This is a genomic window from Bacillus sp. S2(2019) (genome assembly GCF_005144805.1).
GTDB lineage: Bacteria > Bacillota > Bacilli > Bacillales > Bacillaceae > Bacillus > Bacillus altitudinis.
Window position 1 is genome coordinate 272,662 of the sequence record NZ_SWFL01000004.1, and the last position, 21,035, is coordinate 293,696.

The 21,035-nt window shown below is 43.7% G+C and carries 19 protein-coding genes; 12 read left to right on the top strand and 7 right to left on the bottom strand.

The features are described from left to right. Positions 1–22: 22 nt before the first annotated feature. The 7 genes from FBF75_RS15960 to FBF75_RS15990 all read left to right on the top strand — a co-directional run bounded on the left by FBF75_RS15960 (position 23) and on the right by FBF75_RS15990 (position 7,312). Positions 23–817 (top strand): amino acid ABC transporter substrate-binding protein, encoded by a 795-nt coding sequence (locus FBF75_RS15960; protein ID WP_008347268.1) that lies wholly within the window; start codon positions 23–25, stop codon positions 815–817. A 24-nt stretch (positions 818–841) separates the two neighbouring features. Further along, positions 842–1,516 (top strand): amino acid ABC transporter permease, encoded by a 675-nt coding sequence (locus FBF75_RS15965; RefSeq protein WP_007498163.1) that lies wholly within the window; start codon positions 842–844, stop codon positions 1,514–1,516. 12 nt (positions 1,517–1,528) lie between these two features. Then, complete coding sequence (locus FBF75_RS15970; RefSeq protein ID WP_007498162.1) at positions 1,529–2,275, top strand: amino acid ABC transporter ATP-binding protein; 747 nt, start codon at positions 1,529–1,531, stop codon at positions 2,273–2,275. Between the two features lie 33 nt (positions 2,276–2,308). Further along, entirely contained in the window at positions 2,309–3,466 is a 1,158-nt protein-coding gene (locus FBF75_RS15975; protein WP_136944922.1) for an amidohydrolase, read from the top strand. Further along, entirely contained in the window at positions 3,457–4,791 is a 1,335-nt protein-coding gene (locus FBF75_RS15980; protein ID WP_136944923.1) for an MmgE/PrpD family protein, read from the top strand. The genes FBF75_RS15975 and FBF75_RS15980 overlap by 10 nt, the downstream gene beginning before the upstream one ends. Positions 4,792–5,199: 408 nt before the next feature. Beyond that, positions 5,200–5,895, top strand: coding sequence for a response regulator transcription factor (locus tag FBF75_RS15985; RefSeq protein WP_017358523.1), 696 nt, complete (start codon positions 5,200–5,202; stop codon positions 5,893–5,895). Continuing rightward, positions 5,885–7,312, top strand: coding sequence for a sensor histidine kinase (locus FBF75_RS15990; RefSeq protein WP_007498154.1), 1,428 nt, complete (start codon positions 5,885–5,887; stop codon positions 7,310–7,312). Before FBF75_RS15985 ends, FBF75_RS15990 begins: the two co-directional genes overlap by 11 nt. A 186-nt stretch (positions 7,313–7,498) precedes the next feature. Here FBF75_RS15990 and FBF75_RS15995 read toward each other — a convergent pair whose 3' ends face one another. The 4 genes from FBF75_RS15995 to FBF75_RS16010 form a co-directional block, all read right to left on the bottom strand. Then, positions 7,499–8,344, bottom strand: a complete 846-nt coding sequence (locus FBF75_RS15995) for a GAF domain-containing protein (RefSeq protein ID WP_025206746.1) — start codon at positions 8,342–8,344, stop codon at positions 7,499–7,501. Positions 8,345–8,496: 152 nt separating this feature from the next. Further along, positions 8,497–9,873 carry an aspartate kinase gene (locus tag FBF75_RS16000; protein ID WP_046342650.1) on the bottom strand — a complete coding sequence of 459 codons (1,377 nt, stop codon included), beginning with the start codon at positions 9,871–9,873 and terminating at the stop codon, positions 8,497–8,499. Between the two features lie 174 nt (positions 9,874–10,047). Further along, entirely contained in the window at positions 10,048–11,481 is a 1,434-nt protein-coding gene (locus FBF75_RS16005) for an MDR family MFS transporter (RefSeq protein ID WP_136944924.1), read from the bottom strand. A 16-nt stretch (positions 11,482–11,497) separates the two neighbouring features. After that, on the bottom strand, positions 11,498–12,364 hold the full coding sequence (locus FBF75_RS16010) for a TetR/AcrR family transcriptional regulator (RefSeq protein ID WP_231131664.1): 867 nt from the start codon (positions 12,362–12,364) through the stop codon (positions 11,498–11,500). A 247-nt stretch (positions 12,365–12,611) separates the two neighbouring features. On the opposite strand from FBF75_RS16010, the gene FBF75_RS16015 reads away from it, so the two are divergent. Then, complete coding sequence (locus FBF75_RS16015) at positions 12,612–12,923, top strand: ArsR/SmtB family transcription factor (RefSeq protein WP_025206748.1); 312 nt, start codon at positions 12,612–12,614, stop codon at positions 12,921–12,923. Between the two features lie 81 nt (positions 12,924–13,004). Here FBF75_RS16015 and FBF75_RS16020 read toward each other — a convergent pair whose 3' ends face one another. Next, positions 13,005–13,556 carry a DUF4865 family protein gene (locus FBF75_RS16020; protein ID WP_024720198.1) on the bottom strand — a complete coding sequence of 184 codons (552 nt, stop codon included), beginning with the start codon at positions 13,554–13,556 and terminating at the stop codon, positions 13,005–13,007. Between the two features lie 99 nt (positions 13,557–13,655). Between FBF75_RS16020 and FBF75_RS16025 the strand changes: the two genes are divergently transcribed. Beyond that, entirely contained in the window at positions 13,656–14,387 is a 732-nt protein-coding gene (locus FBF75_RS16025) for a LysR family transcriptional regulator (protein ID WP_136944925.1), read from the top strand. Positions 14,388–14,453: 66 nt separating this feature from the next. Here the strand turns inward: FBF75_RS16025 and gabR are convergent, their stop codons facing one another. Further along, positions 14,454–15,878, bottom strand: a complete 1,425-nt coding sequence (gene gabR / locus FBF75_RS16030; protein WP_136944926.1) for a MocR-like transcriptional regulator GabR — start codon at positions 15,876–15,878, stop codon at positions 14,454–14,456. A gap of 107 nt (positions 15,879–15,985) precedes the next feature. Here gabR and gabT point away from each other — a divergent pair, with 107 nt between their 5' ends. The 3 genes from gabT to FBF75_RS16045 are packed head-to-tail and all read left to right on the top strand — an operon-like array spanning position 15,986 to position 20,081. Beyond that, a complete protein-coding gene (gene gabT / locus FBF75_RS16035; protein WP_076822676.1) occupies positions 15,986–17,302 on the top strand; it encodes a 4-aminobutyrate--2-oxoglutarate transaminase in 1,317 nt (438 codons plus the stop codon). Between the two features lie 21 nt (positions 17,303–17,323). Then, positions 17,324–18,712, top strand: a complete 1,389-nt coding sequence (locus FBF75_RS16040; RefSeq protein WP_008347228.1) for an APC family permease — start codon at positions 17,324–17,326, stop codon at positions 18,710–18,712. Beyond that, positions 18,687–20,081: an NAD-dependent succinate-semialdehyde dehydrogenase gene (locus FBF75_RS16045; protein WP_136944927.1), complete on the top strand. Its 1,395-nt coding sequence runs from the start codon at positions 18,687–18,689 to the stop codon at positions 20,079–20,081. Before FBF75_RS16040 ends, FBF75_RS16045 begins: the two co-directional genes overlap by 26 nt. A 248-nt stretch (positions 20,082–20,329) precedes the next feature. On the opposite strand, the gene FBF75_RS16055 is transcribed toward FBF75_RS16045, so the two are convergent. Next, positions 20,330–20,926 carry an NAD(P)H-dependent oxidoreductase gene (locus tag FBF75_RS16055; protein WP_007498130.1) on the bottom strand — a complete coding sequence of 199 codons (597 nt, stop codon included), beginning with the start codon at positions 20,924–20,926 and terminating at the stop codon, positions 20,330–20,332. Between the last annotated feature and the right edge of the window lie 109 nt (positions 20,927–21,035).

Below are 21,035 nucleotides of genomic sequence, written 5' to 3' on the forward strand. Positions count from 1 at the left end.
GAGGAAAGAAGGGTGTACGAACATGAAAAACAAAAAGTGGCTAGTTGTTTTATTTGCGGCAATGCTTGCGGTGTTAGCGGCATGCGGCGGGGGCAATCAGAGTGAAGGAAAAGATGAGAAAGTGCTTAAAGTGGGCGCTACAGGCCAAAGCTATCCATTTGCTTATAAAGAAAACGGCAAACTAGTAGGATTTGATGTCGAGGTCACAGAAGCCATTGCGAAAAAGCTAGGCTACAAACTAGACTGGCAGCTGAGTGAATTCAGCGGACTGATGGGCCAGCTGACATCTGGTAAGCTGGATACCGTATCAAACCAAGTTGCGATTACAGATGAGCGTAAACAAACGTTCAACTTTACAGATACGTATGCATACGCAGGAACACAAATCATTGTCAAGAAGGACAATAAGGACATTAAAGGACTTGATGACTTAAAAGGAAAAACGGTGGCGGCTGTTCTTGGCTCAAACCATGCCAAAAACCTAGAGAGCAAAGACCCAGACAAGAAAATCAACATCAAAACATATGAAACACAAGACGGTGTCTTAAATGAAGTCGCAAATGGCCGTGTAGATGCTTACGTCAACGGACGCAGTGTCTTGTTAGCTCAAATTGAAAAAACAGGACTTCCACTCAAAATCGTCGGCAACCCAATCGTATATGAAGAAGTCGGCTACCCATTTGCCAAAGATGAAAAGCACGACAAGCTAAGAGAAGAATTCAATAAAGCGATCAAAGAATTAAGAGAAGATGGAACACTGAAGAAATTGTCTGAGAAATATTTCAAAGACGATGTCACAGTTCCAATTAAAAAATAACAACAGCGGCGGTGAAAAGCAGACATGAATCACATTGATTGGCAGTATATGGTGACGGTTTTTCCAACCTTGATTCAATACTTGCCGATAACGATCTTCATGGCGATTGTCTCCATGGTATTTGCCATTATCATTGGTGTGGTATTCGCGCTTATAACGAAAAACCGGATACCTGTCTTATACCAATTTGCCAAGCTGTATATTTCTTTTTTCAGAGCGGTTCCAACTTTGGTTCAGCTCTTTCTCATTTATTTTGGTCTTCCGCAGCTATTCCCTGCGATGACCTCAATGGATGCCTTAACAGCGGTCATTATCGGTTTAAGTATTAAAAACTCAGCGTACTTAGCAGAAATTTTTAGAGCGGCTCTTAATTCAGTGGATGAAGGGCAGCTTGAGGCCTGTTTATCTGTCGGCATGACAAGATGGCAGTCTTACGTCAGAATTATTTTCCCGCAGGCCGTCAGAAATGCCATTCCAGCGACGGGGAATACCTTTATTGGTCTTTTAAAAGAAACATCGCTTGCCTTTACCATTGGGGTAGCAGAAATGTTTGCGCAAGGGAAAATGATTGCATCGGCCAACTATAAGTACTTTGAAACGTATTTAGCGGTTGGCATTGTGTATTGGGTGCTCACCATCATTTATAGTTTCCTGCAAGACCTATTTGAACGAAAAATCAGCAAACCTTACCGGAATTAAGGAGGTGTGGACATGATCAAGCTCACCAATTTGAAAAAATCATTCGGCGACCTTGTCGTCTTAGACGGAATTAATCTTGACGTGCAAAAAGGGCAGGTTGTGGCCATTATCGGACCTTCTGGCTCCGGTAAATCAACATTGCTGCGCTGTCTAAATCTATTAGAAACGCCAGATGAAGGTACGATTGAAATTGGCGATGCGAAGCTGAATGCGTCTAAATATACACGTAAAGAAGCCCATCACCTGCGTCAGCAAACGGCCATGGTGTTTCAAAACTATAATTTATTCAAAAACAAAACAGCCCTGCAAAACATTACAGAGTCACTGCTTGTGACGAAAAAAATGACAAAACAGCAGGCAAATGAAATCGGTATGAAGCTATTGAAACAAGTAGGGCTAGAACAAAAAGCTGACAGCTATCCGGTTACACTATCCGGCGGTCAGCAGCAGCGAATTGGGATTGCCCGTGCGTTAGCGGTCGATCCACATGCGATTTTGCTGGATGAACCAACGTCAGCACTAGATCCAGAACTTGTCTCAGGTGTGCTTCAAGTCATTAAATCCATTGCCATTCAAGAAACAACGATGATCATCGTGACACATGAAATGGCGTTTGCAAGAGAAGTAGCAGATCATGTCATTTTTATGGCAGATGGTCATATCATCGAGCAAGGGACGCCAACCGAACTATTTGACGAAACGAAGAATGAACGAACAAAACGATTTATCCAAAAAGAAGCAGCGGCTGAAGAAGCATAAGCTGCTTTTTACTCTTTAGAGGGGTGAGTATCAGTGAAATCATTAGGAAATGAAGCTTTAAACAAACGTTTAATTAACATGCGCCGAGCGCTTCATGAGCATCCAGAGCTGGCATTTGAAGAGTATGAAACGACAAAAAAACTACGAGGCTGGTTACAAGAGGAAGGGATCACAGTACTCAATTTCCCAGATCTTCAAACAGGAGTCGTTTGTGAAATCAAAGGAGAACAAGAGGGACCAACGATTGCTCTGAGAGCCGATATTGACGCACTTCCAATTGAAGAAGCATCTGGCGAACCATTTTCTTCAAAGATACAGGGGAAAATGCATGCATGTGGTCATGATTTCCATACCGCTTCGATTTTTGGTGCGGCCGTCCTATTAAACGAACGGAAACATGAGCTCAAGGGAACAGTCCGCATTTTGTTCCAGCCGGCTGAAGAAGTGGCGCAAGGAGCGAAACACGTCATAGAGGCGGGCGTCTTAAATGGAGTGGATGCGATATTTGGTATGCACAATAAACCTAACCTGCCAGTTGGCACCATCGGGATAAGAGAAAAAGCATTAATGGCGAGTGTCGATCGCTTTGAAATCGACATTCAAGGAACGGGTGGTCATGCTGGAATTCCAAATCACACAATTGATCCGATTGCCATCAGCGGTCAGATCACAAGCGCCCTACAGCAAATTGTCAGCCGTCGCATTAGTTCTTTGCATCATGCGGTTGTCAGCATCACTCGTATTCAAGGCGGCACATCATGGAATGTGATACCTGATCGCGTCGAAATGGAAGGGACCGTTCGGACGTTTGAACCTGAAGTGAGAGCGATGATTCCAGATCTCATGAAACAAATCGTGAGCGGTATCGCAGAAGGGTTTGGCGCAAAGGCAGATGTGAAATGGCATCCGTATTTGCCTTCTGTGATGAATGACGAGCGTTTGACAAAGGTTGTGGAAGAAACGGCAGGAGCACTTGATCTCGCAGTAGTGGAGGCAGAACAGTCACCAGGCGGAGAAGACTTTGCCCTTTACCAAGAACGCATTCCAGGCTTTTTCGTATGGATGGGGACGAGCGGTACCGAGGAGTGGCATCACCCTGCCTTTACGTTAAATGAAGACGCACTCCCTGTTGCCGCTGCCTTCTTTGCCGAGCTTGCGGTTCGGGCGTTGGAGTCAAGATCATGGAACTAACGAAACAGCTCGCAGAGGCAGTGCTCTCTGCTGATCCGCTGCAAGATCAACAGGCCGTTCAAATGGCTCGAAATGGTCTGTTAGACGCTGCGGCAGCAGCGCTTGCTGCAAAAGAGGATGAAGGGATTCAGAAGCTCATGACGCTCGTGGAACAAGAAGGCGGCGCGGCTCAAATTCCCGTCATTGGACAAGGGAAGAAGGTCAGCCGTCAATCCGCAGCCATGCTAAATGGCTACCTGATTCACGCCCTTGATTATGATGATGTGCATTCTGATGTGAGAGGACACCCAAGTGCGGTCATCATCCCGGCCTTGCTTTCCCAGCTGACCAACGGGGAGGCGTACGGTGATCGATTTCTAGCAGCCTACATTACTGGCGTCGAAGTGATGGCAAGGCTAGGTGAATCCATTGGCAAGTCGCATTATGAGCGGGGCTGGCATAATACCGGAACGCTCGGAGCCATTGCAGCGGTCTGTGCGATTGGTTATTTGAAACAAGTTTCACAGAAAGAGCTGGCGAAAGCGATCGGCTTTGCTGGTGCGCAATCAGCTGGAATGCGAAAGCAGTTTGGGACTGATATGAAACCATTACAAGCTGGACTCGCCGCTCAAACCGCCGTATGGTCCATGGGTTTAGCTTGCTCAGGTTTTGACGGGAGTGAATCGCTTCTAGATGGGGAGCTGGGCTTCTTTTCTCTCTATGGGGATCAGAAACTGGCGGAAAGACGTCTGCTAGAGGACTATGGCACTGCGTGGCGTATCGTGTCGCCAGGTCTATGGTTTAAAGTGTATCCGTTCTGTTCAGCGGCGCATCATGCAGCCGATGCGATCGAGTCATTAGTACAAGAACACTCTTCCTTACAGGAGAAGATCGTACAGGTCGACGTCATGTTTCCGCCTGGCGGAGATGCCGCACTTACGGAGCGGACACCTTTGACGGGAGAAGAGGGACGATTTAGTGTCGAGTATGTCATCGCACTAGCAGTGTTTGGACAACCTTTATCACTGGATGCTTTTACGAAAAAAACCATTTCACCAGAGCTGCGGGTATGGATGAAGCGGGTAAATAGAGTGTATGTTCAAACGATAGAGCCCCATCCAGACGCAGTGCCAAAAGGACGATTTACGATTGTAAAGCTCACCTTATCTGACGGCACCACCATCAGCAAACGAGTCGATATTCCTCGGGGAGCACCAGGCTGTGCGTTATCGACAGAAGACATCATACAAAAGTTAAGCAGCGTCACCAGCACATCACAGGCAAAGCAGCTTTTACAGGCGGTTGAAGAGGGGAATGACGCTGCTTACTTGCAACTGCTGGCATGACAAGGAAAAGGGCTCATCAATCAGATGAGCTCAGCGTGTAGACAAACCCTCGCATTCGCCCGCAGTCCTGCGTGCTGGTGCTCACGAATGTCAAATTCGCTCCGCGCCAGTACTCGTCCTTCCTAGACTGCAAAGGTTTTCTATCACGCTGAAAAGAAGACAAAGGGCTAAAATCAAGTTCATTTTAGCCCTTTGTCAACAATTTGGGCTCATCAATAAGATGGGCTTTTTTTCATAACAAAAATCAATGAGGTTCACCTCGACACCCAGCTCCATCAAAAAGTATGAATAAAAGATGACCAAAGCATGATAAGTTCATGAAATCGTATCAATCCAATTGAGATTTGAGAAGGAACATGTAAAATAAAGCTACATAAAGAAAAACAAAGGCAACAGCGGAGGCTGATGATGAAAATATTAATGATTGAAGATAACCAGAGTGTTTGTACAATGACGGATATGTTTTTTCAACGAGAAGGATTTCAAGCGGAATTCGTCCATGATGGATTAGAAGGATTGAATCGATTTAAGCAAGAGGAGGATTGGGATCTGCTCATCTTAGATGTCATGCTTCCTTCAATGGATGGTCTGACCATTTGTCAAAAAGTACGCCAGATCAGTGATGTTCCGATTATTATGCTGACAGCAAAGGAAACGGAATCTGATCAGGTGCTGGGATTCGATCTTGGGGCAGATGATTATGTGACAAAACCCTTTAGTCCGCTCACCTTAATGGCAAGAATCAAAGCAGTGAAACGACGTTTTGCTCAAACAACATCTACTCAAGAAGGAGCGAAAGAGGGTGAACGGCTAGAGACCGAACATTTTCAGTTAGATAAAAAAACGAGAGAAGTGTTTCTAGAGGGGAAACGGATCGAAAATTTAACACCAAAGGAATACGATTTGCTGTGCTTTTTTATACAGCATCCTCGGCAAGTATTTTCACGAGAACAATTGCTTGAGCAAATTTGGGGATACCAATTTTATGGTGATGAACGAACAGTTGATGTTCATATTAAACGATTGCGCCAAAAAATCGGAGACGGACCTAAGCCCTTTCTGTATACGGTATGGGGCGTAGGGTATAAGTTCGATGAAGATTAAATATTTTTACCAGTTGCTGATTAGTCACCTTGGGTTATTGCTCATTGCCATCATTATTATCAGCACCTTGATGTCTCATTTTGTGAAAGATATTGCTTATCAAAATAGGGTAGACGAAATGAGTTCGTATGGGAATGAAATTTTGGAGAATTTTAAACAATTGTCGAAAGCCGAGATGAACTTCCGTTTGCGTCCATTTGAAGACATTCTTTCGACGAGACAAATCCGTTTTTTCGTCTTTGATGAAAAAGGGACTGTGCTATCTCAGCAGCAAGAGATGCCGCCGCATGAAGCGTTACTCACAAAAGATTTGTGGGCCAAGCTCGCAAAAGGAGAAGAAATTATTGTCAAGCGAAGTGATTCACGCCGGCTTGATCAAGAAGCATCACTTGTGGCACTTCCTGTCATGGAAGACGGAAAGCTGAAGGGCGGGGTGGTGCTCATAGCTCCTATTCAAGGAGCAGAAGAGCTGATTGCTCAAATGAACCGGTATTTATATATCATCGTGTTTGTGGCATTGACGATTACCTTTATTCTCAGTCTGTTTCTGTCGAAGTTCCATGTGAATCGTATCAAAAAACTGAGAGAGGCAACTGAGAAAATTGCGCATGGTGACTACAACATTCATCTTGAAAACAAACACCTTGATGAAATTGGTACACTAGGTGAGGATTTTAATATGATGGCCAATCGTCTTCAACGGTCAAGAGAGGAAATTGACCGGCTCGAAAAGCGTAGGCGACAATTCATCGCAGATGTGTCTCACGAATTGAAAACACCGCTGACGACCATTCGAGGGTTGGTCGAATGGCTGAATACTGCGGATGTGCCGGCAGAAGAGAAAGAGAAATGCTATGCGCTCATCACTGATGAAACAAAACGAATGTTGCGTCTCGTCAATGAAAATATGGATTATGAGAAAATCAGGTCGAATCAAATCACTCTTCAAAAATTTCACTATCCACTCATTGATACGTTTGAAGTGATTAAGGAGCAGCTGAGCCGAATGGCTGAAGAGAAAAACAATCAGCTCATGGTAGAGGTTCACCCTGAACAAAAGGTATACGCAGATTATGACCGGCTCATTCAAATTCTCGTCAACATCACAAAGAACGCCATTCAATTTACAGAAGGCGGCCGTATTTCTTTGAGAGGGAAAGAAGAGAATGGGGAAACGATCATTGAAGTAGAAGACACGGGAATCGGCATTGCACCTGAAGAAGTCAAACACATTTGGGAACGTTTTTATAAAGCGGATATTTCGAGAACGAATACACCATATGGAGAATACGGACTTGGATTGTCGATTGTCAAGCAGCTTGTGGACTTGCATGACGGACAGATTGATTTAAAAAGCGAAAAACATAAAGGAACAACATTTATCATTCGTTTACCGCTACCACAAGAAAAGGGCTAAACTCCGTTTAGCCTCAGCGTGTAGACAAACCCTCGCATTCGGTGTCAGTCCTGCGTGCCGGTGCTCACGAATGTGAAATTCGCTCCGCGCCGGTACTCGTCTTTCCTAGGGCTGCAAAGGTTTTCTATCACGCTGAAAAGAAGAAAAGGGCTAAACTCGGTTTAGCCCTTTTTGGTGTATCATCACTTATTCTGTTTTGGAAAACGTTAGGCCGATATGAGCAAGTGCCTGCGGTAAATCCTTACGAATGGTGATGTCTTTAAATGAAATATTCGATTGAATCGCATTTAGCGCAAGGTCTTGCTTTATTCCTGTTAAAACAGCTGAAATGCCTAAAAGTCTTAACGTTTGCGCATAGCTGACCAAGTATTGAATGCTTTGTTCATTGAGTCGTTTTGTCCCTGAAACATCAATGACCAAATGAGAGAGCGACAGCCTGTAGCTTTCCTGTAAAATGGTTTCTAAAATATGCTGCGCACGTGTCTCTTCGATATCACCAAGAAGAGGGAGCACGGCGACACCGTCAACAACAGGTACGATCGGTACAGATAATTGCTGAATCTGCCGATTGGCCTGGTCGAGTTCTAAGACGTAACTCAACAAAGATGCCATCGTTTCAAACATATGAACATGCTCTTCTGTAAATTGCTGCGGCCTTAGATCAAGTCCACAAATGGTTCCATAGTTCGTACCATCAGTAAAATCGATGGGAACCCCAATAAATGATCCGCCTTGCAGCTGTTTCGTGACGTCTAAGTTTTTTGAACGCTCGTCCAAGCGGATATCAGGGATCAACAGCGTATCGCGATGATCGACCGCCAGCTTGCAAAATGTCTTCTCGTAAGGATTTTCTTCCCCTTCTTCAAGAAGCTGCTCGTCTTGATTTAGCACTTTCACAATCTGATTGGTGTTTTGATCATTTTTAGCAATAAACAGTGTATTCACATGAATGAATTGACTCATCATGTTTAAAATACTTGTAGAAGCATCATGAAAATTGCGAAACTGTTTTAATAGTTGTTGACGAGGCATGGATTAGGACTCCTTGTAGCTCCGATCAATGGCCGGAACAATAGTTGATTTGTCTCTATCATACAAAATCAAACGAGAAATAGATATACTTTAATGCGCAAATCGTGCGAGATCAAAAAGACTGCCGATCCGGAGATCTGACAGTCTGCTGATTAAATGGAGACAGGCACCGTGGACATAGAGAAAAATTCCTCATATAAGGCTTGAACGGCTTCTTTTTCTTGAGCCGCTTTGACGCCAAACATCATGCTCACCTCTGAAGAGCCTTGGTTGATCATTTCAATATTCACTTTGGCTTTTGACAGCGCTTTTGCCGCTCTTGCTGTTGTACCAACATTATGACGCATCGCTTCTCCTACGACCATAATAAGCGAGAGGTTCCGCTCTAGAACCACTTCATCTGCATCAAGTACAAGCTTTAATCGGTCTAAAAGCTCTTGTTCAATCTGCTGCTCCTCCAGCTGATCCTGTCTTAAAATAATGGTCATATCATCAATGCCAGAAGGCACGTGTTCATACGTAAGTCCATATTCCTCTAACGTTTGCAACACTTTACGTCCAAAGCCCACTTCTCGGTTCATCAAATACTTGGAGATATAAATACTGCAAAATCCATTGTCTGATGCGATTCCCACAACAGGGCCATTCGTATGATCCCGTTGATTTACAATTTTCGTACCTTTGGCCGTTGGATTATTGGTGTTCTTAATCTGAACAGGAATGCCTGCCCGAAAGGCTGGAATAAGTGCCTCATCATGAAATACAGAAAAACCCGCATAGGACAATTCACGCATTTCACGATATGTCAGCTCTGTGATTTCCTTTGGTTCATGAACGATCGTTGGATTGACGGCGTAGACTGCATCCACATCCGTAAAGTTTTCATACACATCTGCCTTCAGTCCATTTGCCAAAATGGAACCGGTAATGTCTGATCCACTGCGGGAAAAAGTGACGATATCACCCGCTAGACTAAAACCGAAAAAGCCAGGGAACACAATGATGCCAGAGCGTTTTCTTAATTTGTATAAATGATCATACGATTCTGGAAGGACTTGCGCTTGACCAGGCTCGTCGCTGACAAATAGACCGGCTTCTTTTGGATTCACATAGTGGGCTTCGACGCCTTGATGCTGAAAGTAGGCTGCAATCAGCTTTGCGTTATTATCTTCACCGCTTGCTTTAATCGCATCAAGATAACGCTCAGGATGAGAAGAATCAGCCTGTAATAACGTGTTTACATCTTGCCGGATGGTGTCAATAATGTCATGGCCTAACCCCAGCTCATCCGCAATCGAGGCATATCGCTGGATGACAGCTTCTTGTAAATCGTGTGCTTCACCTAAACGTAAATATTGTTCACCGCAACTAATTAATAGATCGGTGACCTTCGTATCCGTTGAATGCCGTTTTCCTGGTGCGGAAACAACGACTGCTTTTCGAGCTGGATCTGCTGTGACAATGTCAAATACCTTTTGCAGTTGCTTGCCAGAAGCAAGAGAACTGCCACCAAATTTAACGACCTTCAATGCATACATCTCCTATAGTAAAAATTTTCTCACAAATTGAATAGTTTCTATTATCAACTCTTTTCTTCAAATTATCAAGGTTTTTCTTCTCTATATGAACAAATGTGTTTTCTGAGAGGACGATGTGTGTAAATATATGAAAAAAGAGCCGGCGATATGCCGAGCTCTTTGTCTTTATGAAGAAGAGGACGAAGAAGATAACTCCTGCTTCATCACTTTGTTTTTACGTTTTTCTTTTAAGAAGAATGAAAGGACGAGTCCAATGACCGCAATAGCACCAGACACGATAAATGACGTATTCATGCCATGAACGGCTGACTTCATTGGAGCGGATAATGCTGCATTGGCAGCAGAGCTGCTCATAATGGAGACAAGCACAGCCGTCCCGATAGAGCCGCCCATTTGTCTCATTGTATTATTCATTGCTGTCCCGTGCGGAATCAAATGCGGTGGTAACGAGTTAATACCGGCTGTTGTCAGCGGCATCATGATCATCCCAACCCCGATTAAGCGAAGCGTGTAGGCCACTGTAATGAGGGTAATCGATGAATCAAGGCTGAGCATCATAAATGGCAGGGAAGTGACAGCTAATATCGTAAACCCGCCTAGAGCCAGCCCTTTACCGCCTACTTTGTCAAAAATTCGTCCGATAATCGGTGATAGGAATCCCATAAAGAGAGCCCCTGGCAATAAGATCAGCCCTGTATCAAGGGCAGATAATCCTCTGACATTCTGCGTATAGAGCGGCAGAATCGTCTCTGTTCCAATCAGTAAAGCAAAGACGAGCATACCGAGGAAGGTCGTTAAGCTAAAGATCGCAAACTTAAAGACGCCAAACTCAAGCATCGGTCTTTTCAAATTCGACTGACGCAGGATAAAGAAGAACAAGCTCACAGCGCCGACAATGAGTGAAATCAGAACGGTCGCACTCGTCCAACCATACGTTCCGACACTTGAAAATCCGTACAGCAGTCCACCAAATCCGAAGGAAGACAGGATCACCGATAAGACATCGATACGAGTGTCTCTTTGCTGTGTGACATTTTTCATTAAGAAGAAAGCAAGAATGAGATCAATAATACCGATTGGTAGAACAATATAGAATAAGAACTTCCAGCTAAAGGAATCGACAATCCAGCCGCCAAGTGTTGGTCCAAGCGCCGGTGCGAATGAAATCACTAGTCCGACCATACCCATGGCTTGCCCGCGTTTTTCTTTTGGGAAAATGGTTAAAAAGATCGTTTGCATGAGCGGCATTAAAATCCCTGCGCCAGCTGCCTGCACGATACGTGCTGCAAGTAGCACCGGGAAATTCGTGGCGAACGAAGCAAGAATGGTACCTGCTGTAAAAATGCTAAGAGCCGTTAAGACTAAAGAACGGCTTGAAAATTTCTCAATTAAAAAGGCCGTAATTGGGATGAGAATCCCGTTTGTCAGCATAAAGGCTGTGGTCAGCCATTGGCCTTTACTGACATCGATATTGAATTCTTCCATGATATGCGGGATCGCTGGAATGAGAAGCGTTTGGTTTAAGATCGCAACGAACGCCCCAACGAGGAAAATCCCAACAATCACAGACCGGTTATACGATGTTGTTGATTGGTTCATATTATCCCTTCTTTATCTATAAAATAATGCTTTTCAGCTGTGACACGTTTTGAGATAAAACGCTGTGTTTGCCTAAATAATCAAGCAATGAGCTAATTAAAAAGGTTCTCGGTTGGTCCTTTGACAGTTCTTGACTCAGCAGTTCAAACGCAGAGAGGAGATCGTCCTTTTCTTCTCCGTTTGCTAGTGTGTGAAGCTCTTGTTTCATCTTTGTTAAGTACGAGATGACAAGCTTTTCTTCATCATATTCTTCCTGTGTGGAAAGCAAATAAGAGTCCATCAGCTGATCTGTTAGCACAGGCTCAATGGAGCAAGGCTTTATTGATACACGGTCCATTACACCGATGATCATTTCGGCGGCATTTTCTAATTGGATGTTCTTGTGCTCAATCGCCAACATCAAGATGAATTCTCTCATTAATCCGTTGAGGACAATCACAAGATCCCACACATAAGGCGCAACAGATTCACCATATGTGCTTAAAATGATGTCTCTGTGTCGCTGCATGATAATGGAGCGTGTCTCACGTAAATGCTTAATGACGATGGGCGAATGCTGTGAAAAAGCTTCAAAGGACAGCATATTCAAAAATTTATGATTCTCTTTAAACTCTTCAAGCTCAAGCTTAATCTTTTTTGTGAATTTTTCCTTTTTGGACAGCGTCGTTTCGGAATGAATGATCTGAGAAATCTCTCTCATTTTGCGCTGATTGTATTTAATCAGTTCCAATAGAAGAGCTTCCTTTGAATCAAACAGTTTATAAATTGACGCTTTTGATATTTTACAGGCATCAGCAATTGACTGCATAGAGACACTCATATAGCCTTTTTGAGAAAATAATTTCTTCGATACCCGCAAAATCTCTTCTTGCTTTTCGTTCATCTTCATAAGTCCTTTCCGAATCGGCAAAACCATATGGTCACAATGGAAACCGAGTGGTCACTTTTGCTATGATAACAAAACCAATGACACATGACAAGAAAATGAACTTAAAAAAATACATGTCTCAATGACATGTATCCGATTGTTGACAAAGGGCTAAAATGAACTTGATTTTAGCCCTTTGTCTTTTTTGTCATAGACGAGTAACGAGATTGTATGTTAGAACAAAATACGATACATTTATCGTATGAATAATCCAAATCATCCAACCCAAGAAAACATGAGACTCATTTCTGTGCTGCAAGCATTGGCTGACCCTGTTCGGCTGGAAATTGTCCGCTGCTTAGCAGAAGCGGGTGAGAGAACATGCGGTACGTATGATATGAACATTGCCAAGTCCACGCTGTCGCATCACTTTAAAGTACTAAGAGAAGCAGGCATCGTGAAAGTGAGAATTGACGGGAAGCACCGTTACTACTCTCTCAGAAATGACGACATTGATACCGCTTTTCCAGGCCTCTTGTCATCCGTATTAGCTGTAGACAAGGAGCGGTGGTAAGAGAGTCTTGCATCAACAAATGACAAATCCCCAAGGCATTGTAACCTTGGGGATTTGTGATGCGTCTCGTGTAAAACGGAATTAGGCCATAGAATGATCCATAGACAGATGGATAATCTCATAAGTATGAATTTGCTTCTCTATATTCACTGGCAATGAGTCTAGAAAAGAATATTTGACGCATTTCCATTTATCGGGGTTATATACGATGACTTCCCCCTTATTGTCGTTAAAATGGGAAAAGAGATGGGCGATATCTAGGTTTTCCAGGCAATCAGTAGGATGAATCGTCACATACTCTTCAAGAACGAATGTGCTACGATGAAAATCATCTGTTAAATGAACGGAATACGTGATACCAATATTGATTTGTTTCCAGCCAAAAGAACGTAAAATATGATCAAATGACCCCTTAAACACAAAATCCGTCATGCCCTCAGATTGTTTCCAAATATACAATGGGCAATAGCCATTGTGTAAACTCCTATGTTTGTCTTTTTCAGTGATCAAATAAGCTTTAAATAATAAATCCTGATATCCATCTGTTTTCCATCCATTGTTTCGTACTCTTTTTCTAATGATATTCATATCATAATCCGCAGGCAGATCCACATGATATTGCATGGCATGCATAGAAACACTCCCTTTCAATAGCCATCATAATCGACTTCAAACCAGTTGAATAATACATATTTGTGTTATTGTTATCACAAAAAGTGATAGGTGATCATGATGAATATAAATGATTTGATTATTTTTATAGAGGTGTATCAAAAAGAATCGATTAATCAAGCGGCTAAAGCTTTAGGGTATGCGCAATCCAATATTTCTCAAAGAATCAAAGCGCTTGAAACTTTATATGATGCATCATTTTTTATCCGGCATCATCATGGAATCAGTTCAACAGGACAGGGGGATTTATTTTATCAATACGCTCAAAAAATCGTAAAAGAAACGAGGGACATTCAACAAAAATTGACTTCAAAGAAGAAGACCGTTTTATGTTCTGAGCTTCTATTTAACGTTTTGTACGAGCAACGAGTTTTAGAGGATATTCAAGCCACTGATTTTATCATTGCTTCATCAAGTACGATCAACAAAAAGTTAACAGAGGATGTGTATGATCAAATTATTTCTTTTAATCAAATGGAAAAACCGGAATATCAATTAAAAGAGGTAAAGAGCTTGGCATTGAACGTATATGGAAAATCTAAAGAAATATACGATGATGATATCTCATTGGTCGTGAATCGTGATCAGCTTTGCCCATTAAGACATGAGGCCAGACGTATGCTGGGTGATCGAACCCTATTTGAGTTAGATTCGTTTGAAGGAATGATCAAAATCGTTGAACAGGGAGATGGTATTGCGTTACTGCCAACCAACTTAAAAAGCCTTCAAACACTCGTGAAATTGCTAGAAAAAAATATTCACATCAACTATTACGTTTATGAAAGAATGTGATCGTAACACTCCTCTGTCGGTTTAGTCCCGTCAAAGGAGCGCCACGATTCATCTACATGAGCTGTTTCATTTCCCATAAATCGAGTCATACAGGCGTTTCACCGCTGGCTTAATATCCTCTGGCCGCATGTGCGAAAAGCCGAGGACGAGCGGGACAAAGCCTTCTTTGTGACCAGGCACATGCTCATCAAGGGTAAAACGGTCCATCCCGTACATTTTCAGCTTTCGCTCTTTGGCACGTTGTAAAATCTCATGCTGCGTACGATCTGAGCGAAATTCTGCGATAAAATGCAGCCCTGCATTTTCCCCGATAATTCGTACGTTGTCACGAAAGACAGTGTCGAGTTCTCCAATGAGCTGTTTTCGTTTTTCCTCATATAGCCCATTCATTCTTTTAATATGCCGCTGATAGGCGCCATCTTTTATAAAATAAAGAAGGGTGTATTGTGTAAAAAGATTGGCCGTTTGAATAAAAAAGTGCTGTTCTTCCTTATAGCGTCTTAATAAATGTTGCGGTAGCACCATGTAGCTGATCCTCAAGCCGGGCAGCAATGATTTCGAAAAGGTCCCCATATAAATGACTTTGTCATAGCGGTCAAGGCTCTGCAGCGCCGGTATGCTGTCTGTGCCGTACTTAAATTCACTGTCATAATCGTCCTCAATGATATAGCGATCTGGCTGATCAGCTGCCCAGTTTAATAGCTGTATCCGCCTAGAAATCGGCATGATCACCCCTGTTGGGAACTGATGAGAAGGCGTAATGATCAAGACATTTGGCTCTTTCTTCTGAATATCGCTCATCCGCACCCCTTTTTGATCAATGCCAATCGTTTCAATCCGGTGATGATTGTTTTTCAGCATTTGATACAGTCTGCGATAGCCGGGGTTCTCTAATCCGTATATTTGATCAGCTGGAAGAATGCTTGATAACGAATGAATGAGCGACTGTGTACCCGCACTTAAAATAAGCTGCTCAGGGTAGCATTTGACCCCTCGTGCAAGTCCAATCAGCCGGGCAATCGTTTCCCTCAGCTCATAGACGCCTTGTGGGTGCGGCAGCTCACCAAAGGCTTCTTGGTGGAGATGAATCGCTTTTTGCTCACTTTTCAGCCAGCTTTTAAAAGGAAAATTGGCTGTATCAACAGAAATATGTGAAAAGGAATACCAGTCATCTCGCTCAATCGAATTCTCTTTTAAATCCGCTGGAAGGGAAGAGGGTTTCAGTTGACCTGATTCATGAAATGTTTCAAGTGATTCCACAAAAAAACCTTTCCGTTCAACTGAATATAAATATCCTTCGGCAAGCAGCTGCTGATAGGCGCCATTTACTGAATTGACGCTGACATTTAAGGTATCTGCTAACTCTCGTTTAGACGGTAATTGATCGTGCGGTTGCAGGTTGCGGTTTAAAATTTCCTCTTTAATTTTTGTATAAATTTGATGATAAATAAATCCGTTTTCCCCTGTTTGATCTAGTTGAATTGTCAGCATCTCGTCATTCCATCCTCTCTGGTACCATGAAAAAATGATATTGGTACTTTCTATCATACCAAAAAATATTCAGAATAATAAAAAAGACATAAAGGGGATGGATGACAATGAGTCAAACGACAACAAACCGTTTTTCAACAGAGGAATGGCAGGGGAAAAGAGATCAATACGTCGCAAGAGGCGTAAGTAATGGCAACCGTCATCTTGCAGCGAAAGGGAAGGGAGCCGAGCTTTTCGATATTGATGGCAATCGTTTTATCGATTTTGCAGGCGCCATCGGTACATTAAATGTAGGACACTCCCATCCAAAGGTTGTGGAAGCAGTCAAAGCACAGGCAGACAGCCTGATTCACCCAGGATTTAATGTCATGATGTACGAATCCTATATCGAATTGGCAGAAAAGTTATGCCACCTCACACCAGGCGACCACGACAAAAAAGCCATTTTCTTAAATTCAGGTGCAGAAGCGGTTGAAAACGCAGTGAAAATTGCCCGTAAATATACGAAAAGACAAGCGGTTGTTTCTTTTACACGAGGGTTCCACGGAAGAACGAATATGACGATGAGCATGACAAGTAAGGTCAAGCCTTATAAATTTGGATTCGGACCATTTGCATCAGAGGTGTATCAAGCGCCGTATCCTTATTACTATCAAAAACCTGAAGGATTAAGCGATGCAGCTTACGACGAATACATCATCGATCAGTTCAATCAATTCTTTGTCGCAACCGTTGCACCAGAAACAGTCGCTTGTGTGGTGATGGAGCCAGTCCAAGGGGAGGGCGGATTCATTGTACCATCGAAGCGTTTTGTCCAGCACGTCGCTTCATTCTGTCAGCAGCATGGAATCGTATTCGTGGCAGATGAAATCCAAACAGGATTCGCAAGAACAGGGAAATACTTTGCGATTGAACACTACGATGTGGTGCCAGACTTAATCACTGTGTCAAAATCACTTGCAGCTGGCCTGCCGCTGAGCGGTGTTGTTGGCAGAAAAGAATTGCTGGATGCAGCGGACCCAGGGGAGCTAGGAGGGACGTATGCTGGCAGTCCATTAGGCTGTGTGGCAGCTTTGGCTGTACTTGATATTATTGAAACAGAACAACTGAATGAACGATCTGAACACATTGGACAAGTCATTGAGGACAAAGCGAATGAGTGGAGAAGTAAGTACTCATTCATCGGGGAAGTCCGGCGATTAGGGGCAATGGCGGCCATTGAAATTGTGGAAGATCAAACAACGCGTACACCAGATAAGAAGACAGCCGCAGCGATTGCAGCCTATGCAAACAAGCACGGACTACTCTTATTAACGGCAGGGATCAATGGGAATATTATTCGCTTTTTAACACCACTTGTCATCACAGATGAGCTGCTGCAAGAAGGACTAGGGATTATCGAAGACGCCTTCACAGCACGCTAAACAACAAAGGGGGATGGTTGTATGCAAAAACAACAAATGGCTAAAACCATGTCGCAGTCAGACGTACTGTTTTTATCCATTGGTGCAATGCTTGGCTGGGGCTGGGTTGTACTTTCGGGAGATTGGATTTTAACAGCTGGATTTTTAGGAAGTGTGATTGCCTTTGTCATAGGGGGCATTCTCGTGATCTTTATTGGACTAACGTATGCAGAGCTTTCCTCTGCGATTCCAGAAACAGGCGGAGGACTCGTCTTTGTCCAGCGGGCATTTGGGATCAAATCAGCGTTTGTCTCCGCATGGGGCGTATTGTTCGGTTATGTGTCCGTGATTACGTTTGAAGCGGTCGCACTTCCGACAGTCATTGACTATGTCATTCCAACACAGCATGTTGGTTTCCTATGGAATATAGGAGGATGGGATGTTTACTTTACATGGGTGTTGATTGGATCTGGCGGTGCGCTGTTTTTAACAGCTCTGAACTACATTGGCGCAAAGCCTGCTGCCATTTTTCAATCGGTGTTCACAGTGGCCATTATCCTGACAGGTTTTCTTCTATTAGGCGGAGCTACATTTAATGGAGATTTTGCAAACCTTGAGCCGATGTTTCAGGGCGGGGTTGGCGGTCTGATGGCTGTGTTAGTGATGATTCCCTTTTTATTCGTTGGGTTTGATGTCATCCCGCAGGTAGCGGCGGAGATTAATGCACCTAAGAAGATCATCGGGAGAATTTTGATTATCTCCATTGTGAGTGCGGTTGTATTTTATCTACTCATTGTCTTTGGAGTAGCGGCAGGATTGTCAAAAGGTCAGCTTGAGGCTTCATCACTGGCAACAGCAGATGCCATGGTACAGCTTCTTGGTCATCAGGCGTTTGGGACTGTGCTTGTCATTGGTGGTGTAGCAGGCATTGTGACGAGCTGGAATGCATTTATCATTGGTGCAAGCCGTATCCTCTACGCAATGGCGGAAAGAGGCATGATTTCCAAATGGTTTGCGTATATTCATCCGAAGTATAAAACACCGACAAATGCCATTTTGTTCTTAGGTGCATTGGCCTTTTTTGCACCATTACTTGGCCGCCCTGCCCTCGTGTGGATTGTCAATGCAGGCGGTGTGGGCATCATCGTTGGGTATTTGATTGTGTCCATTGCCTTTATGAAACTTCGCAAGACAGAACCTGAGCTTGAGCGTCCATACCGCATTAAATATTGGCGGACGACCGGCGTTTTAGCCATTGGCCTTAGTTTCCTTTTTCTTTCATTTTATTTTCCAGGGATGCCGGCTTCCTTATCATGGCCAGCTGAATGGATATTGCTTTTAGGTTGGGCACTCATTGGGTATATACTATATGTAATGAATCCAAGAACGAAGGAGAAGGTAGAGCATGACAAACGAACTCAAAGTGTATAATCCTGCAACCGGAGAAGAAATTGCCTCAGTTGCTCAGCATACAAAAGAACAGATTGAAGATGCGATCACTCGCTCACACAAAGCATTCAAAACATGGGCAAAAACGTCGGCCCATGAACGTGCAAATATCATTCGCAAATGGTTTGATCTCATGATCGAGCATAAAGAAAGACTTGCAAAAATCATCACAGAAGAAAACGGGAAGCCGTATCAAGAAGCATTAGGGGAAATCGTCTATGCCGCTGGATATATTGAGTGGTACGCAGAGGAAGCAAAGCGGATTTACGGTAGAACGATCCCATCTCATACGACAAACAAACGCCTATTTGTCACAAAACAGCCAGTCGGTCCTGTTGCGGCGATTACACCATGGAATTTCCCTGCGGCGATGATTACAAGGAAGGCGGCACCAGCGCTTGCGGCGGGCTGTACGTTTATCGTGAAACCTGCTGAAGACACGCCGCTTACGGCCATTGAGCTTGTGAAATTAGGCCATGAAGCCGGAATTCCAGAGGATGCCTTGCAATGGGTGGTTGGAGATGGAAAGGAAGTGGGGGAAATCTTGACAGATAGTCCATTGATCCGCAAGATCACGTTTACTGGCTCAACACCAGTTGGAAAACATCTCATCAAAAACAGTGCGAGCACGGTTAAACACGTTTCTATGGAACTTGGCGGTCATGCCCCGCTGATCGTAGATAAGGACGCCAACCTTGAATTGGCTGTGAAACAAGCAGTGGCATCTAAATTCCGTAATGCAGGTCAGACGTGTGTTTGTGCCAATCGATTAATTGTCCATGAAGAAATTCATGAAGCATTTGCGCAAAGCTTCAGCAAAGAAGTGGAAAAGCTGAAAGTAGGAAATGGTTTTGAAGAAGGCACGTCCATCGGACCGATTATCAATAAGCGAGGCTTCGATAAAATTGTCGAACAAATTCAAGATGCCGTGGATAAAGGGGCGAAAGTTCTTGTCGGTGGCGATACACATTTTGACGATGAGAAGTCGTATTATTTTGTTCAGCCGACGGTGCTAACTCATGTCGATCCTTCAATGAACATTATGCATGAAGAGACGTTTGGTCCAGTGGCACCCATTACGACATTTAGCACATTAGATGAAGCCATTGAATTAGCAAATGATACACCTTTTGGACTTGCGGCTTATTTCTTTACAGAGAATTACCGCAATGGTCTCTATATATCTGAGAATCTAGATTACGGGATTATTGGCTGGAATGACGGGGGACCATCCGCTGTGCAGGCACCTTTCGGCGGTATGAAAGAAAGCGGTATTGGCCGTGAAGGCGGCATCGAAGGCATCGAGCCTTATTTAGAAACAAAATATGTGTCAATTGGTTTAGACGAATAACATGTGAAAAAGACTGTCCGAGAAGTCTCGGCAGTCTCAGCGTGTAGACAAACCCTCGCATTCTTTGTCAGTCCTGCGTGCTGGTGCTCACGAATGCCAAATTCGCTCCGCTCCAGTACTCGTCCTTCCTAGGGCTGCAAAGGTTTTCTATCACGCTGAAAAGGAAGACAAAGGGCTAAAATCAAGTTCATTTTAGCCCTTTGTCAACAATCTGTGACTGTCCGAGAAGCCTCGGCAGTTTTTTTATGTTAAACAGCCGGTGGGAAAAGTTGATCCACCGTTTCTTTTGTTTCTTTGAGAATCTCGTGGATGTCGTCTGCAGATGCTTGTTCCATGCTGCTGAATAAGAGCCGTTCGACTGGCTGAACGCCGATCAGATCGAAGGCGGCTGTATCTGTCGTCATGTGATGGCTGGGGGTGATGATCATATTTGAATCAAGAAAGGTCCTCGGTGCATCATGCGTATTAATAATGACCCCTTTTTTGTCTCGAAGCAGATTTTTCACCACTCCGTTTTCATTGATCTCATACGCAAACCCCTCTGAAAAAACGCGCTCCACATAACCCTTTAGCATCGCCGGCAAGCCTGTCCACCATATTGGAAAGATAAACGTGAGGACATCAGCTTGTTGAATCAGCTTCTGCTCTCTTTGAACCGGTACCGGCACATGTCCGTTTCTCATGGCAACCTTTTCTGCTGTTGTCAGCTCTGGCGGAAAGCCAATGCTATACACATCACGAACCGTCACATCATGACCATTGTTCAAAAGAGTGCTTACAACAAGATCTAATAGGGTTTGATTTAAGCTTTGCTGGGGATGAGCAAATATGATTAGATGGTTCATCTCATAGCCTCCTAGGTGGTCATGTGTCTCATTATGGCATGCACGAGTATCCTATTCAATCCTATATTGGAAATGATAGGTTGGGAAAATAAAAAGCGACCGCTTGAAA

What these genes read in the sequence shown, in the direction of transcription:
- FBF75_RS16040 (WP_008347228.1), top strand. Translation starts at nt 17,324, where the DNA reads ATGCAAAAACAACAAATGGCTAAAACCATGTCGCAGTCAGACGTACTG.
- FBF75_RS16020 (WP_024720198.1), bottom strand. Translation starts at nt 13,556, where the DNA reads ATGCATGCCATGCAATATCATGTGGATCTGCCTGCGGATTATGATATG.
- FBF75_RS16005 (WP_136944924.1), bottom strand. Translation starts at nt 11,481, where the DNA reads ATGAACCAATCAACAACATCGTATAACCGGTCTGTGATTGTTGGGATT.
- FBF75_RS15970 (WP_007498162.1), top strand. Translation starts at nt 1,529, where the DNA reads ATGATCAAGCTCACCAATTTGAAAAAATCATTCGGCGACCTTGTCGTC.
- FBF75_RS16045 (WP_136944927.1), top strand. Translation starts at nt 18,687, where the DNA reads ATGACAAACGAACTCAAAGTGTATAATCCTGCAACCGGAGAAGAAATT.
- FBF75_RS16015 (WP_025206748.1), top strand. Translation starts at nt 12,612, where the DNA reads ATGAATAATCCAAATCATCCAACCCAAGAAAACATGAGACTCATTTCT.
- FBF75_RS16055 (WP_007498130.1), bottom strand. Translation starts at nt 20,926, where the DNA reads ATGAACCATCTAATCATATTTGCTCATCCCCAGCAAAGCTTAAATCAA.
- FBF75_RS15960 (WP_008347268.1), top strand. Translation starts at nt 23, where the DNA reads ATGAAAAACAAAAAGTGGCTAGTTGTTTTATTTGCGGCAATGCTTGCG.
- FBF75_RS15990 (WP_007498154.1), top strand. Translation starts at nt 5,885, where the DNA reads ATGAAGATTAAATATTTTTACCAGTTGCTGATTAGTCACCTTGGGTTA.
- FBF75_RS16025 (WP_136944925.1), top strand. Translation starts at nt 13,656, where the DNA reads ATGAATATAAATGATTTGATTATTTTTATAGAGGTGTATCAAAAAGAA.
- FBF75_RS15980 (WP_136944923.1), top strand. Translation starts at nt 3,457, where the DNA reads ATGGAACTAACGAAACAGCTCGCAGAGGCAGTGCTCTCTGCTGATCCG.
- FBF75_RS16010 (WP_231131664.1), bottom strand. Translation starts at nt 12,364, where the DNA reads ATGAACGAAAAGCAAGAAGAGATTTTGCGGGTATCGAAGAAATTATTT.
- gabT (WP_076822676.1), top strand. Translation starts at nt 15,986, where the DNA reads ATGAGTCAAACGACAACAAACCGTTTTTCAACAGAGGAATGGCAGGGG.
- FBF75_RS15965 (WP_007498163.1), top strand. Translation starts at nt 842, where the DNA reads ATGAATCACATTGATTGGCAGTATATGGTGACGGTTTTTCCAACCTTG.
- gabR (WP_136944926.1), bottom strand. Translation starts at nt 15,878, where the DNA reads ATGCTGACAATTCAACTAGATCAAACAGGGGAAAACGGATTTATTTAT.
- FBF75_RS15985 (WP_017358523.1), top strand. Translation starts at nt 5,200, where the DNA reads ATGAAAATATTAATGATTGAAGATAACCAGAGTGTTTGTACAATGACG.
- FBF75_RS15995 (WP_025206746.1), bottom strand. Translation starts at nt 8,344, where the DNA reads ATGCCTCGTCAACAACTATTAAAACAGTTTCGCAATTTTCATGATGCT.